Raw genomic sequence first — 15,482 nt, forward strand, 5'->3', positions numbered from 1 at the left:
TAAATCTGTGACAGATTTTTTATTCGCTAATGATGCAACAGAAACTCAATCTCCTATAGCTAATAACTTAGATGAATGGGACATTTTAGTTATTGATGATGAAGATGATATTCATCAGGTAACTAAACTTGTATTGTCTGGATTTAATTTTGAAGGTAAAAAACTTCATTTTCATCATGCTTATTCGGCAGCTGAGGCAAAAACAAAAATTAAGGAACTTCAAAATGTTGCGGTTTGCTTAGTTGACGTTGTAATGGAAACAACCCATGCAGGATTAGATTTAATAAAATATATCAGAGAAGATGCGCAAAATCATGACGTTAGATTAGTACTTAGAACAGGTCAGCCAGGTGAGGCACCTGAAGAGTCTATTATTCGTGATTATGATATAAATGACTACAAGAACAAAACAGAGTTAACCGCTATAAAGCTAAAAACCTTATTATACTCAGCACTGAGGGCATATAGAGATATCAGAACCATAGAAAAACACAAACATAGTCTGGAAAAAATTATAGATGCCTCTGCACATTTCCTACAATGCGATACAGTCAATCAGTTTGCCTCAACAATTTTAGATCACGTATCTGATGTTATGGGTTTAGAAGATAATGAAATATATTGTGCCGCAGCAGTTAACTCCCAATCAAAACCCGCTTCGGACTTTAAACTGTTAGCTGCATCAGGAATTACTGATACCAACGAAAACACTGAAGTACCTGAAGAAATAAAAGAGCTTTTTGTAAACGCGCATAATAAAAAAGAATCGTTAAAAAATGATAATCAATTTGTTGGTTACTTTCCCACTAAAGATGGCTTAGAAACCATGCTGTATGTAAGTAAATCATCAAAGCTACAGCCTTCAGATCATCAGTTATTAGAGTTTTTCTCCAACAATATTTCCCTTGCCTACGATAATTTATGTTTACGTGAAACTGTAAGAGAATCGCAAAAAGAGCTGTCATATATTTTAGGAGAAGCAATTGAAAAACGCAGTAAAGAAACAGGCAGCCATGTTAAGCGTGTTGCTAATTATAGCTATATGCTAGCCATTAAATATGGTTTAACCCCGTATCAAGCTGAAATAATTAAATTTGCTTCACCACTACATGATATTGGCAAAATTGCCATTCCTGATATGATTTTAAATAAACCAGGAAAGCATGATGCTAATGAATGGGACATCATGCAATCACATGCTCAGCAAGGTTTTGATATATTAAAAAATTCAAATAATGAAATTTTGCAGCAAGGCGCCCTACTTGCTTATCAACATCACGAGAAATGGGATGGCTCTGGATATCCACAAGGACTCAAAGGTGAAAATATTGATATTTCAGGTAGAATTACAGCACTCGCCGATGTATTTGATGCCTTAGGTAGTGATAGGTGTTATAAAAAAGCATGGCCACTTGAGAAAATAATTGGCTTATTAAAAGAAGAAAGAGGCAAACATTTTGATCCTAAATTGATAGATCTGTTTCTTGATGATCTTGATGCTTTTCTTGCCATTAGAGACAGTTTTCCTGATTAATTAGCATTATAAATTCTTTTTTTCACTAAATACTTAAATACTTTTCCATATATTCACTTTTAGCGCTCATTTTTATTGCAATTACCTTATGGACTTTATTAAGATAGAGAGGTACCAGCTTTTAAAGCTGATATTAGCAGCAGGAGTTTGCTCTCAATTAATGAGTTTAAAAGGAAAATAAAGTGAGACTGGAACAATTTGAACAGTTTTTGGCACTAGCTAAATTTCGTCATTTCAGACAAGCAGCTGAGCATTGTAATTTAAGCACTTCAGCATTAACCCGCAGCATTCAAACATTAGAGCAAGAGCTCGATTGTAAATTAGTTACAAGATCAACGCGTTCAGTGTCTATCACTAAATCAGGTGAACTTTTTTTACAATATTGTACAGATACTTTAAATCAATTTTCTCATTTCAAACAAGAATTAGACCAATTCAATCACAATAGTACAACACATATTAAAATTGGCATCACACAAAACACAGCATCTATTGCGCCATTTGTTTGTAACAATTTCATGAAAAAATTTCCTGACGTTCAAATTGAAATTCAACAACAAAATAGCCAAGAATTATCCCATAAACTCGCCTCTGCTGAGCTAGATATCACAATAGATAGCTCAAAACATATTCCCAACAATTTCCCCATCACAGAGCATTTAGTTTATTTACCTGAGCAAGTCATTTTATTTATTAATAAGAACCACCCTCTGAGCTCAGATACCTGTATAGATAAAGGCACTTTAACTCCTTACCCTATCCTTGGATGTTTATCTAAAAATCTGCAAGTTCAAAAAATGCTTCAAAAAACGGCTGCATCATTGCAAAAGCTCCCCACAATGAAAGTAGGCACATTTGAGCAAATAATTGGTTACTTAAAAGATGCTGAACATGTTGCACTGGCAGGTATAGAGCATACTAATGAAATTGAAAACAACTCGGAACTTGTGATCATAAAACCAGAAAAGCAATTTCAAGACCTAACTTTAGCTATTTCTGTTGCTAGCGATAAAGAAACACATCCTGACATATTAAATTTATTAAACTATATAGATGCAGAAACCAAAATTTAATTAACGTATAATTAGCCTCCTATAAATAAACATTATTAGGTCGCTTTGTGGATAGCAACAATAAACAATTCTCCCAAACTATTGAAACTGTACTCGATAAGATTCACAGTGATGGCTATGGCGTTATTGAAAATGCCATCCCTGATGATTTAATAAAACAGCTACATCAAGACTGTATAAAGCACCCCGAAAAGTTTAATCCAGCTGGTATTGGTCGACAACAAGACTTCAAAACAGATAAAAAAATAAGAACCGATAAAACTTTTTGGCTTGATGGCTGTAATCCTGAGCAAAAAAACTTCCTGAGCCTGATGGAGCACATAAGAACAAGCTTAAATCGTTCTTTTTATTTGGGCTTATTTGATTATGAAAGTCACTTTGCGAAGTATGAAATCGGTGATTTTTACAAAAAACATTTAGATGCTTTTAAAGGTCGTTCAAACAGAGTATTTTCGACTGTATGTTATTTAAATACACCATCAAAAGGTGGGGAATTGTTAATTTACTCGGAAAATTCAAACGATGTGATAGCAAGAGTGAGCCCCAAAGCTGGCACACTAGTAGTATTTCAAAGCGAACGTTTTGCACATGAAGTGCTCGCAGCCGATGATCTACGTTACTCTATCGCGGGTTGGTTTAGAACCAACAACTCGATAGCGGGTACCTTAGACCCATCGTCATAAAACAAAACTGTAAGTTAGCAAGTCAGCTATACTATATGACTCGCTAATTTAAATCGCTCAATTTAAAGCAAGTGGAAAAATTTCTGAGATAGATGATTTTAATTCACCTGTCATATCTCCGATAAAACATACTTTAGAATCAGCTGGCACTTTATTAAAAACAGCCTCTATCTGTTCTTGAATAGAACCATTCTCTACTTTAAGTTCTTCAGCATAATAATTATCTTGTTCAACTTCTACATGAGATAAAGCTTCAAAAGCGCCTAAACCTATAGGTGTAAAAACGATTTCATTATTTTCAACCACACCACCTGATAAGCAGCAATATACTTTTTTATCATCTACTTGTGTATGATATACATGAAACTGAATATCGCCCTCATGATCTAGTTTTAACATATCTAAAATTTTCTTATTTGTTTCTTGGCTTGCTGTTACATTAGTCAATAATTCACTATTAATTTGCATATTGCCTCCATTGAAGTTCAAAAATTTGTCATTTACTCACCTTAACAAATATCAAACAAGAAACATGCCAAAGATCAAAGTAGTGAAATGATCTAAAAAAGATCGCAGATACAAAAAAACCTGCCTAAGCAGGTTTTTTAGCAAAATAGCAACTGCCATTTATACGTAGGGTAAATCATTCATATCAGTTCTATTAAATAATTGACCAAATATAAATTAGGATAAATTTTCAAGAGTTAGGCGCTTGATTGAGCAATAGCCCGCTATTGGGATTGAAAGGAACGACGCTATTGTAGATTTAGACCATTTAGATTGATCATATATTTATTAAAATTGGTATTAGTACAAGGCGCTTTATTACGACGTTTAATGTTTTCTTAAACGAGCAATAAAGCAACGCAGTAATTAAGAATTTAGACCAGCATAAAATAAACCATACCGCCCACTCACAACCTACCCAGTTGATAATCAACTAAAAAATAAAACCAACCAAGTGGGATACCCCACATTATACCCCGACAGCTCAAGTAACTTAATTAAGCTTTTGAAAAATAATAAAATAAAGTTTTTGTTAAAAACAAACATCGTGGTTCACCACTATTCCAATACGGATTCTAAAATTGTTACGACTCGTTGTCTGCATAGCAGACATAACGGACATAGAGCCTTAAACCAATAAAATTACAAAATCTATGAAAAGAGAAAATTCAGGCACATACGACAATTTATATTCACCTTACTATCAGTGCAATACCTGCGATCCCTTGTAAGTTTTGTTGTCAATAATACTGGTATTAGAAATGATCCACCATCTGTCACCATCAAATAATAACTGAAAGTGATTTAGCCCGCTCATTAAGGGTTTTTCATCGGTGGTTTTTAACTTCACCTCAAAGCTACTGTATACATTGGCCATGTTGCCGTATTGAACAACCTTCTTTGCTGTTTCAAATTCATAAAACCCTGTTTTGCCGTAAGCCGATTCGGTCTGAGCAATAATGGCTTCAATATCAGCCGCAATAATCCCTGAGAATTGTGACGATTGCATTGCAATCAACATCTCTGCATTGTCAAAAAATAAGTCTCTAAAGCGGTCCCAGTTTCGTTTTTCATTTGGGCCTGCCGAAATGATGTTATACATTGCATCTATAATTGTTGCAGGACTTTTCCAGTCATTCGCATAAACGTCATTATCAGCTTCATTGGCAGTTACAATAGTGCTGGTAAATAGAGTAAATAAAAAGACGACCACTAAATTATGTGTTTTCTTGAAATTAATCATTCGCTTGCTCCTTGCTTGTTAATACATATTCAGGTTGACTTAATTTTGCATCAATCAAGTTGCCTGCGAGAAACACTTGAGTAATTGTTTTTGTATTAGCAATATTTTCCAACGGATTATTTTTAAGGAATATAACATTAGCGACTTTGCCTTGCTCGATAGAGCCGTGTTGATCAGAGATATTTAGTTGTTTAGCAGCATTGATAGTTGCCATTTTTAAGATGTCACTATTTGGAATGCCAGCATCTGCAAATATTTGCATTTCCTGATGCACACTAAAGCCTGGGATCACCCAAGGGTTACCTAAGTCTGTACCAATGGTAAGCGGTACTCCTTCTTTGTGTAAACGATTTACAAAACGCAGTACTTTTGGCCACACTTTTTTAGCGCGGCTGAAATCTTGCTCTTTCCAACCTATGTTAAATGTGAAAAATGATTGCCAATTATTGAGTAACTCTGGGTGAACGTATTCAAGGTTTGGGTGTGCGATAACTTGTTGGCTATCACCGTAAAAACTATTTTTAAACGCGATTAATGTCGGATCAATATGAACCTTGTTCTCACGTAAAGCTTGATAAAGTTCAAGCATAGGTTTTGAGTTTAAATCAGCATGTTCATACCACTCAAAATGAGCGAAAGGACCAGGGCGACTGTTTTTCTGATATTCCTCTTTTGCTTCATTACTGAGTAATTTAGATGAAACCGGCATAGCATGAACTATCCCGTCTATTTGCCAGTTTGCAGCGTCTGTCCAGCTCACTTCTTCTAGGTGACCAATAACTTGCATGTCGAGTGTATGGCCAATGTTTATAGCATCCCGAATTTGTTGGTCAGTTAAGCCAGCGTAAAGCTTAATAATATCTATACCCGCAGCCTTTTGTTGCTCAATTGCTGTTTGCAGTGACATATTTTTATTGATATCAACGGTTAAACCTTCAAAGGCTCCTTGATTAATAATTTCACCAGCAATTATCGCCTCTGGACCAATAAGGTTTCCAGTCGCTAAGTTGCTTTTGTATCGAAGGTTATGTTCACTACTACCACCTGGGTTTCTAATGAAGGTAACCCCCCAACGCAGTAACTCCCTCGCATTCCATTCAGATATTGCATCACTACTATTTGCATTAATGGCTAGCTTTCCACGTGTTTTTTTAAAGGTCACTTCGCCTAGTGAGATATGAGCGTGAGTATCAATAAGACCAGGAAGAACGTACTGCCCCTGAGCATCAATAGTATCAAGTTGTGAATATTGCTTTGGCAACTCTCGGCCAACATACTCAATAGTGTCACCATTGAGCACTAAAAAATTGTTTTCGAGAATTACGCCTTTGTTCACATCAACGATATTGGCATTACTAAAAGATTTAACAGGGTTATTCGGTGTTTGATTGGCAAATGCTGTGTATGAAGAACATAGACATATTGCAGTCGTAATAATTTTAAAGATGTTCATAAAAACTCCACAAATTAACTTCAATTTAAATTCAAACTAACAGTGGAGTATTTAAAAAAAACCTTACAATTTATTAATTTTATTTTAATTTAGATAAAAAATTGTTGTGCTTTTTGATTTGATTAATATTAAAGAACCATACGAGCATTAACCAAATGATGCCAAATAAATAACGTGCGGCGAGGTCACTTATCTGACTTCCAATATATAAATACTCATAGGTAAAAGAAGTTATGACCGCTCCAGAAAAAATAGCAATAAGGTATTTAGTATACTTTGCTCGTCGTAGCGCTTCGAGACTCATACGCTCTTCAAATTCAATGCATTCACTTGTCGAGTTTTTAATCATTTGGTAGCCTTTAAATCGGCTTTTTGACATGAGTATGAAGGTGAGTACACCGACGAATAGCGCAAAGGTAAGACCCACTTTTAAATGAATAGCCCAAGACTCGTTAAATGCCATTATTAAAAACCAAGCAACCGCAAAAATAATACCTAATTCAACTGTCGTTACGGCGAATAAACTCAGTCGCTTTTTAATGAGCCGTTTTTTTATTTGCTCTTTTGTGAATTTGCTTGGGGTATTTTGAGCTTGCCAAGCTGCCGATAAAGACTCTATATCGAAATCATCGCTCATAATTTCTCTTCCCGTATATAAATTGATAACTAATCATTAGACATTAATTGCGCTAAAGATTTTTTTGTTCTGGTGATTTTGACCGCTATATTGTTTTCACTCATCCCGACGATCTCCGCGATGTCTTGCTGTTTAACACCGTCTAGATATAGCGTAATTATTTGTCGCTGGATTAAAGGTAACTGCCAAATGGCGCTCATCAAACGGTCTAACTGCTGATCATTAGCGAGCCCTTTTTCTAAAGATGAAGCAACTGGAATGTCATAATCTTCACTCGTTGTTTTCACCTGTTTTACCTGCTTTTTTATATGACCCACGCCAACATTATGCGAAATTTTATACATGAATGTTTCTACTGAACTGTCACCACGGAAACTATTCAACGACTGCCATATTGCCATAGCCATTTCTTGCACAAGCTCTTGCTGTAATTGAGGAATAGCTTCATAAGTTGAAGCTATTCTGGAAAGGCGCGGCCAAAACGCCTCAAGCAATTTATCTTTATTCATATTTAATTTTCATATAGTACTCCACTAGCCACTAATTCCTAATAGCTATCATTTCGGATGAAGTATTAACGGAGATACAAGTGATTAAGTGGTAAGAGCCTTAGATTATGGTCTCTTTTGCGACATAGAGAATAGCAGCAACTGCAATTATTATCTCCAAAGCAACATAAACTAACCCTACTTTTAAGATACGTTGAGACAACTTACTTTGTTTAATCTTATTTAATACTTGGTTCATTATAATACCCTATTATTTTATGATTCTTTTACTAAGTAGTCATTAAGTAAAAATCCTTACAGTTTTTTTTATATATTTCTAAATTGAATTTATTGCATGTATCAAGATTGGAGTAAGGTTGCCTTTCGAGGTTAATTGCAATGTGTTTGTTTTGAAGGGGAGATAAAAAGTAGTAATGACCAACAAACACTGCCTTAATGCTTCAGCTAAAAAATTCTAACTTTCTGCTCAGTACTATATTTATTCCAAAGCCTTCAATCATGGCTACACTATTTTGTATTAAGGGTAGCGCTTCATTCACCATTTGAAGCCAAGGCTTATAACAAACATTTCAAAACCAATAAAAAAGCCTGAATATCACTATTCAGGCTTTCCGTTTAAATGGTTAGAGCTACAGTAATAGATTTAAAATCTATCACATCATGCCGCCAATATAGAAGTTAACTGTTTGTTTTTACGTAAATAGATACATGGGATAAATCAATGGTACCCCACTTTATACCCCACGAATTCAATACAAAACCTAACATATTGAATACTTTAATAAAAATTACAACCCTATAGATACTTAACTGACTTGTAGAATTCTATTTTTTATAGTAATTAACAACTATAGAATATTCACACCATTACTACATTAGAATGAATATGTAATTTTAGCTCCGGCCTCTCTTGGCGCACCAAGTATTACACCCGGCGTACCATCTGATGATGTAATATTATTGTTTGTAGCGTATAACTCATCAGTAAGGTTTCGAACATAAACTTCTAATTTCACTTTATCGAATTCATACCCACCATTGAAATTCACCAAGGTATAACTATCCAATTCACGAGTATTATCTACGTTAGAGTATGAATCACCCGTGTAGCTAACATTAACATTGCCAAAAAAGCCATTATCATCTGCATAGCGTAGTCCAATAACACCTGTTTCTTTAGGTGCAAAGCTAAAATCATTGCCACTATAATCTTCTGAGCCATCGGGAGATACAAAGTTATCATACTCTGTATGTGAAATAGCCAAGCCGGTATATAAATCAAAGTTATTGCTTATTTCGTAAGAAAAGCTAACTTCAGCTCCTGATAAATTAGATTCACCCGCATTAACTGTCATTGTAAATGCGTCATTAGTCGTACCAGGCTCCGTGATAGCAACTTGTTGATCCGTCCAGTTGCTATAGTAAACATTAGCATTAAACACGCCTTTACCATCTAAAATAACTGCGCGAAGTGATGCTTCATAGTTCCACAGTTCTTCTGCATCAAAGTTATTGATACCATTTAATAGTGTAAGCTCTGAGCCGCCAGAACGATAACTTTTCTTAACAAAAAAGCTGGTTGATACATCATCATTCCATTTATACGTTATGCCAGCATGAGGAAGTAAATTACTAAAATCTTCTGTTTTAGCTGTTTCTGGTACTTCCGTCACTAACCCAGTTAACTGAGAGTTAATTAAAAAGATAACTTGATCAATGGTAACGCCACCTAAATCAACACCGCCAAATGTCCCGCCCATTTGTGGCAAAGCATAAGTACTATCAGTGATTGAAGCAGTTAAATATTCTTGTTTTTCATTATCGTAACGAAGACCTGCATTTACTATCCAATTTTCATTTAAATCGAATTCCCATTCAGAAAAGATTGCCCAAGTCGATGTGTCTACATTAGTTTTTCCTGAGTTAATGGTCGGGAAAAATGGCTCATAAAGGGCAATAGGCAATACAGCATTTGTTGTTAGGACTGCACCTAACCCTGGCATAAATTCATCAAATAAAACGGGCAAATTATAATTAATCGTATTTGTTTGACTACGCTTGGCTTCAATACCCGAAAAATACACACCTGAACTACCTCGAATACCCTCACTTTCGTAATTAAAGCGAAACTCTTGCGACCAGTTATTGTCTTCACTCTGGCGATTAATCAAACCGCCACCGCTTTCTACAGGCGTTGCCGTATTATCCGCGTCGTTAAAACGCACGCGCTCGCCTTTCTGATAGGCAGAAATACTTTTCAAGTACCAATTATCATTAATATCATAGTCAATATTGAGTGAGAATAAATCTGCGTCTGTATTGAAAGTGGAATCAGCGTCTGCAGGCGTGACACGATCTTCTTTATCATATCCATCAACAAGATAGGTAACAGCCCGACCATATTCACTTTCAATACGTTGATAAGAGAATACAGATTTAAAATTGTCGCTCGGTTGATATAACCACTTCACACGATATACATTATTATTTGCGTGAGCGTAATCGTCTTCATCACGGGTAATATTAGTCACATAACCGTCAGATTCATTTTGCTCTACCGCAAAACGAATAGCAGAAACATCGTCAACTAAATTGAAGTTAGCAACACCTTTAATTTCTTGTCGACCATATTCACCAAAGCCTAAACGAACCTTTCCTTCATTTTCAAATGTAGGATCTACTGTATTAACCACAACAGCTCCAGCTAAGGCATTACGACCAAGATTAGTTGACTGAGGACCACGAAGTACTTCTACTTGATTAACATCCCAAAGCTGACCCGCCGCTTCACTTTTTACCCAACCTGAAAGCGTTACTCCATCAATCACCGTTGATGCTAAGTCGCCACGGTTTGGCAGAGAAGCACTATCGCTATTTCTGACGCCTCGAATACGAAAACCAAACTTGTTGCCACTAACACCCGGAGTCTGTAAGAAAACATCGGTCAAATCAGCCAAGTTACGCTCTTCTAGAGATGCTTCAGTGAAAACAACCACACTTTCTTTAGTTTCTTGTAGTGTGTTAGCTATTTTTTGCCCAGTTACGACAATTCGCTCTATACCTTTTTGTTCTTTTTTTTCTGTACTCATTTGTTCTGCCGAAGCAGAAAAACATGCAAGGCTTACAGCAATTGCCAAGCCACTTTTAGCAAAAATTTTCATTGTTATATTCTCTTAAGTTTTATGTTTGTTAAATTTAATTATTCAGTTAAATAATCGTTACTCGCCGATAGGTAAATCAAGGTAAGGATTTGTTTATTTGGGTAATGCTATTTATATAAAGAAAGGATTAGTCATCGTTGCTTAAATCCGCCTTAGGCAGGCGCCTCATCAATTTCTTCAATTGTCGTGAGTTCTTCATGTTTGACATATCTCAGTGTTTTAATACCTACCGACAAAAGCAGTAAAGCAATAAAAGCAAACCCCGCACTGACACAACCAATCATCCAATAGCCATTTTCTATCATTAACACCATTTCTTGACCAAGTACTGACCATTCAAAAGCGACTGTAACAGCGAGCAAAGCACCACTAACTATCAAGTTATAGCCAATGAAAGGGCGTAATTTATTAACAAAGAAGCCTGCAATAGTAATCAGTAAGAGCGAAAGGCCAAAAACATATTCAATGACATGCTCTCTTTCGCTTAATGCTTCAGGTAAGCTTCTTTCTAGGAAAAAGCAAAGAGCCGTAGCGGTTATTACACCAATACATCCGCCTAGTGTTGCACCACGAGTGAAGGCAAGCGTTTTGGGGTATTCATTTTTCTTTTGGCGCTTAACCACCCATAGGACATTACCTGCGATGATCATGCCGCAAAATGCGATTGCTAAAACAAAGTAAATCAAACGCATATCTGTTCCCGCAAAGTTGGCAAAATGCATTGAGTACAACATTTGTAAGCCTACGGCGAAGGTATTATCTTCTGGTAAATTCATATTTTGTGGAAAGTTATTTGTCGACACTTCATAGAAGCGCGAAAACTGTTTATTAAAGCCTGAGTTATATAATCCCCTAAACTGCAACACTGCATTTTTGTCGCCATAGGCGTAGATATTAAGTTGGGTGATATCAGCTTGATGTTCTTGTGAAAGTCTTGCAGCAAAGGTTTTCAGATTAGGCATTTTTATTGATTCACCACTAGCTTCACTGTTATGGGTATAAAAGCCAGCGTCTTGCGTAACACCATTTAAATCACCTTTATAAAGTACTAATACACTGGGTATTTGAACCAAAATCAGTAAGTTTAATATCACACCTGAAAGTGCATACATGATCGCATAAGGCAGGCTTATTACGCCGACCACGTTATGCATATCAGTCATTTGAGCGCGTATTGTTTGATCTTTACGATATAGGAAGAAATTTTTGATAATTTTCTTAAGCTGTATAACCACTCCAGTAATCGTAATCACAAAGAAAAATAAGGTAATGATACCGACGATGTACAAGCCCTGCGGTAGTTGCAGGCTGTAATGCAACTCATACAAAAAATGAGCGAAATCAAATGGGCTATGCTCAGTAAATACTGAGCCACTATATGGGTCAATCAACAGACTAATAAATTTCTTTTTTACTTTATTAGCATCAACAGGCGGGGCTGTTATAGTTTCTTTTTCAGGCTGCTTTTCAGATTGTACGGGGACTTGAAAGTACATCTTCAGATAAGGCATTTTGTCATTAGGAAAGCGCAGAGTAATTCGCTCACCTGGTAAAATGCCATGAACTTTTATTTGCTCTTCAACCAAGTCATTGTAGTTAACAGAACTACCATCTTGTTTTGCTTCGGTATCAATATTGTAATAAGGCAATGTAGCCCATTGATCTAACTCAGGTTGAAAAAACGAAATAGCGCCAGCCCAAAAGACAATAAATAATGGTAGAGAAATGACTAAACCTACCCAACCATGGGCATTTATTGCGCTCTTTAATGTTTCAGACTTCATACTCCCTCCTGAATATAAAACCACGCATTAATCAACGCCGTAACTAAAAAACCTACCAGACAAATCAAAGCCGGCTTTTTGAGTGAATGCACGCAATAAAACCAACTAATCAGTGCACTCCATAAGGTAAATCCACCGATAACAGCGATAAATAAAAAGACATCACGAGGTAGCGGAACAATAAAACCAATGTTCATAAACAGGCTCATACTAAGCAAAAACCCCAGTAAAAAACCAATCAGCGTTTTAGACCATAAGGATTCAGACCACATAAAAACCTCCGATCAGCGCCGTAAATAAAGTTATAACCGTGCCGAAAACGAGCGTTTTTCTTTGATAGGGGTAATATGGAATAGTTAAGGCAAGTAAAATCCAAACCAACATGATCATTACGATTAGTATCAAAGTGGCTGATAACCAGTGATGCAGCTTCAGTAACAATGTAAATGCACCAATCATGCTGACACAGAATAATAACCAGCCAAACTTTTTAGCAATAGGTTTCGACAGAATCATTTGTCGTTCAGATGCAACATAGGGGCTGACACTGCCTAACCAACACAAGCACAGTGCTGCAACATTAACCAAAAAAGTCATGGGTCTATATTTTATAAACTGGAGAATAGCCAAATGTTAAATGATTTGAAAAGCAAATAAAAGCGTAAATGCGAATAAAAAATACTATCATTTATAATGGATAAATGAGCTGATAGTAATAACTGGTTTCACTTTGCATCTAATCTTAGCCAACTCTTATAACTCCCATAGTAGAAAATCACGTATCAAAGGAGTCTTTATGACTAAGTAGCAACTAAATTCGCAATTTTAATTCTCTCATATTTATGCAATTTTACTCGGACCTTTGCGCATGCGGTTAGGTTGCTTTTCTTATGTTGTTAAACGCAGACTCCTTTAATTGTAAAGTTCTGTTTTTATAGGCTTAACATTAATAAATACATTTACAATTATAGGTAATCTAGGCATTGGTATATCTAAGGTAAGTATGTTTTTTTATCAGTTATATTATTATTTCATTTGGTGAAGTTTTAGTAGGTATATGGAAAATGTTGAGTAAACAGTCGCCTAGCAAGTAATAGATTTAATTACAACAAACAGTGTTGTTTTACATTTAAAAAGTAACAAAAAGCCTGAACATTTCTGTTCAGGCTTATTAATTTCAAAGTGTTTGGATTATATTATATAGAGTAAAAACTCAATTTTTACATCATACCGCCCATTCCGCCCATACCACCCATGCCGCCCATATCAGGCATAGCTGCTGGTGCAGCTGCTTCTTGTGGTACATCAGCAATCATAGCTTCAGTTGTGATCATAAGACCAGCAATTGACGCTGCGTACTGTATTGCAGAACGTGTTACTTTAGTTGGATCTAGGATGCCCATTTCGATCATATCGTTGTATTCGCCAGAAGCTGCGTTGTAACCATAGCTACCTTCGCCAGTTTTAACGTTATTTACAACAACTGATGCTTCATCACCTGCGTTTGATACGATTTGACGAAGTGGTTCTTCCATTGCACGTAGTGCAACTTTAATACCGTGGTTTTGATCTTCGTTATCACCTTTAAGGTCTACTAATTTGCTTGCTGCACGTACTAATGCAACACCACCACCGGCAACAACACCTTCTTCAACCGCTGCGCGAGTTGCATGTAATGCATCTTCAACACGGTCTTTTTTCTCTTTCATTTCAATTTCAGTTGCAGCACCAACTTTAATTACAGCTACACCACCGGCAAGTTTTGCCATGCGCTCTTGTAATTTTTCTTTATCGTAGTCAGAAGTTGCTTCTTCAATTTGTGCTTTGATTTGTGAAACACGACCTGAAATGCCATCTTGCTCGCCAGCACCATCAATGATAGTTGTATCATCTTTAGAGATAACAACACGCTTAGCTGTACCTAGGTCTTCCATTTGTGCTTTTTCAAGCTCTAGACCAATCTCTTCAGAAATTACTGTACCGCCAGTTAAGATTGCGATGTCTTGTAACATAGCTTTACGACGGTCACCAAAACCAGGTGCTTTAACAGCAGCTACTTTAACGATGCCACGCATGTTGTTAACAACCAATGTTGCTAATGCTTCGCCTTCAAGATCTTCAGCAATAATTAGTAATGGCTTGCTTGCTTTTGCAACACCTTCAAGTGTTGGTAAAAGCTCACGAATACTCGATACTTTTTTATCTACTAATAAAATAAATGGGCTATCAAGTTCAACTACACCTTTCTCAGCATTGTTAATGAAGTATGGTGATAAGTAACCACGATCAAACTGCATACCTTCAACAACATCTAATTCATTTTCTAAAGTTTGACCGTCTTCAACAGTGATAACACCAGAAGCATTGCCTACTTTTTCCATTGCGTTTGCAATAATATCGCCAATTTCAGTATCTGAATTTGCAGAAATAGTACCTACTTGTGCAATTGCTTTCGTATCTGAACATGGCTGTGAAATTTCTTTTAATTCAATAACAGCTGCTGCTACTGCTTTATCGATACCACGCTTAAGATCCATTGGGTTCATACCAGCAGCAACTGATTTTAAACCTTCATTTACGATTGCTTGCGCTAATACTGTTGCAGTTGTTGTTCCGTCACCAGCAGCATCATTGGCTTTAGAAGCAACTTCTTTAACCATTTGTGCGCCCATGTTTTCAAACTTATCTGCAAGTTCAATTTCTTTAGCAACTGATACACCATCTTTAGTGATAACTGGTGCACCAAAAGATTTATCTAATACAACGTTACGTCCTTTTGGACCTAAAGTTACTTTAACTGCATTTGCTAGAATGTTTACACCCGCAAGCATTTTTGCACGAGCATCACCTGAAAAAATTACGTCTTTAGCTGACATTTTGAATTCCTATAAAATTTTT

General features: G+C 36.2%; 13 protein-coding genes. 3 read left to right on the top strand and 10 right to left on the bottom strand.

Annotated elements, in window-relative coordinates; genetic code table 11:
• The first annotated feature begins 7 nt into the window (after positions 1-7).
• The 3 genes from PSA_RS18255 to PSA_RS18265 all read left to right on the top strand — a co-directional run bounded on the left by PSA_RS18255 (position 8) and on the right by PSA_RS18265 (position 3,290).
• Entirely contained in the window at positions 8-1,534 is a 1,527-nt protein-coding gene (locus PSA_RS18255; RefSeq protein ID WP_042146976.1) for a DUF3369 domain-containing protein, read from the top strand.
• A 182-nt stretch (positions 1,535-1,716) separates the two neighbouring features.
• Positions 1,717-2,607 (top strand): LysR family transcriptional regulator, encoded by an 891-nt coding sequence (locus PSA_RS18260; protein WP_052380054.1) that lies wholly within the window; start codon positions 1,717-1,719, stop codon positions 2,605-2,607.
• A gap of 47 nt (positions 2,608-2,654) precedes the next feature.
• The gene (locus PSA_RS18265) at positions 2,655-3,290 is read left to right on the top strand and encodes a 2OG-Fe(II) oxygenase (protein WP_042146972.1); all 636 of its coding nucleotides are present in this window, start codon (positions 2,655-2,657) and stop codon (positions 3,288-3,290) included.
• A 57-nt stretch (positions 3,291-3,347) separates the two neighbouring features.
• Here PSA_RS18265 and PSA_RS18270 read toward each other — a convergent pair whose 3' ends face one another.
• The 10 genes from PSA_RS18270 to groL all read right to left on the bottom strand — a co-directional run bounded on the left by PSA_RS18270 (position 3,348) and on the right by groL (position 15,460).
• Complete coding sequence (locus PSA_RS18270; RefSeq protein ID WP_042146969.1) at positions 3,348-3,758, bottom strand: hypothetical protein; 411 nt, start codon at positions 3,756-3,758, stop codon at positions 3,348-3,350.
• Between the two features lie 742 nt (positions 3,759-4,500).
• Positions 4,501-5,040 carry a hypothetical protein gene (locus PSA_RS18275; protein ID WP_042146968.1) on the bottom strand — a complete coding sequence of 180 codons (540 nt, stop codon included), beginning with the start codon at positions 5,038-5,040 and terminating at the stop codon, positions 4,501-4,503.
• Positions 5,033-6,493 carry an amidohydrolase family protein gene (locus PSA_RS18280; protein WP_042146966.1) on the bottom strand — a complete coding sequence of 487 codons (1,461 nt, stop codon included), beginning with the start codon at positions 6,491-6,493 and terminating at the stop codon, positions 5,033-5,035. Before PSA_RS18280 ends, PSA_RS18275 begins: the two co-directional genes overlap by 8 nt.
• Positions 6,494-6,572: 79 nt before the next feature.
• Complete coding sequence (locus PSA_RS18285) at positions 6,573-7,130, bottom strand: hypothetical protein (RefSeq protein ID WP_042146963.1); 558 nt, start codon at positions 7,128-7,130, stop codon at positions 6,573-6,575.
• A 29-nt stretch (positions 7,131-7,159) separates the two neighbouring features.
• Positions 7,160-7,639 (bottom strand): RNA polymerase sigma factor, encoded by a 480-nt coding sequence (locus tag PSA_RS18290; RefSeq protein WP_042146962.1) that lies wholly within the window; start codon positions 7,637-7,639, stop codon positions 7,160-7,162.
• Between the two features lie 100 nt (positions 7,640-7,739).
• Complete coding sequence (locus tag PSA_RS25410; RefSeq protein ID WP_157575792.1) at positions 7,740-7,877, bottom strand: hypothetical protein; 138 nt, start codon at positions 7,875-7,877, stop codon at positions 7,740-7,742.
• A 637-nt stretch (positions 7,878-8,514) separates the two neighbouring features.
• A complete protein-coding gene (locus tag PSA_RS18295) occupies positions 8,515-10,800 on the bottom strand; it encodes a TonB-dependent receptor (protein ID WP_042146960.1) in 2,286 nt (761 codons plus the stop codon).
• Positions 10,801-10,952: 152 nt separating this feature from the next.
• Complete coding sequence (locus PSA_RS18300; protein WP_042146958.1) at positions 10,953-12,584, bottom strand: PepSY domain-containing protein; 1,632 nt, start codon at positions 12,582-12,584, stop codon at positions 10,953-10,955.
• Complete coding sequence (locus tag PSA_RS18305) at positions 12,581-12,856, bottom strand: hypothetical protein (protein ID WP_042146956.1); 276 nt, start codon at positions 12,854-12,856, stop codon at positions 12,581-12,583. The genes PSA_RS18300 and PSA_RS18305 overlap by 4 nt, the downstream gene beginning before the upstream one ends.
• Positions 12,857-13,804: 948 nt before the next feature.
• Complete coding sequence (groL, locus tag PSA_RS18315) at positions 13,805-15,460, bottom strand: chaperonin GroEL (RefSeq protein ID WP_042146950.1); 1,656 nt, start codon at positions 15,458-15,460, stop codon at positions 13,805-13,807.
• Positions 15,461-15,482 lie beyond the last annotated feature (22 nt).

The sequence above is a fragment of the Pseudoalteromonas sp. '520P1 No. 423' genome, from assembly GCF_001269985.1.
Taxonomy (GTDB): domain Bacteria; phylum Pseudomonadota; class Gammaproteobacteria; order Enterobacterales; family Alteromonadaceae; genus Pseudoalteromonas.

Coding starts and splice junctions, on each gene's coding strand:
- PSA_RS18305 (WP_042146956.1), bottom strand. CDS start 12,856: ATGTGGTCTGAATCCTTATGGTCTAAAACGCTGATTGGTTTTTTACTG.
- PSA_RS18275 (WP_042146968.1), bottom strand. CDS start 5,040: ATGATTAATTTCAAGAAAACACATAATTTAGTGGTCGTCTTTTTATTT.
- PSA_RS18295 (WP_042146960.1), bottom strand. CDS start 10,800: ATGAAAATTTTTGCTAAAAGTGGCTTGGCAATTGCTGTAAGCCTTGCA.
- PSA_RS25410 (WP_157575792.1), bottom strand. CDS start 7,877: ATGAACCAAGTATTAAATAAGATTAAACAAAGTAAGTTGTCTCAACGT.
- groL (WP_042146950.1), bottom strand. CDS start 15,460: ATGTCAGCTAAAGACGTAATTTTTTCAGGTGATGCTCGTGCAAAAATG.
- PSA_RS18300 (WP_042146958.1), bottom strand. CDS start 12,584: ATGAAGTCTGAAACATTAAAGAGCGCAATAAATGCCCATGGTTGGGTA.
- PSA_RS18270 (WP_042146969.1), bottom strand. CDS start 3,758: ATGCAAATTAATAGTGAATTATTGACTAATGTAACAGCAAGCCAAGAA.
- PSA_RS18285 (WP_042146963.1), bottom strand. CDS start 7,130: ATGAGCGATGATTTCGATATAGAGTCTTTATCGGCAGCTTGGCAAGCT.
- PSA_RS18290 (WP_042146962.1), bottom strand. CDS start 7,639: ATGAATAAAGATAAATTGCTTGAGGCGTTTTGGCCGCGCCTTTCCAGA.
- PSA_RS18280 (WP_042146966.1), bottom strand. CDS start 6,493: ATGAACATCTTTAAAATTATTACGACTGCAATATGTCTATGTTCTTCA.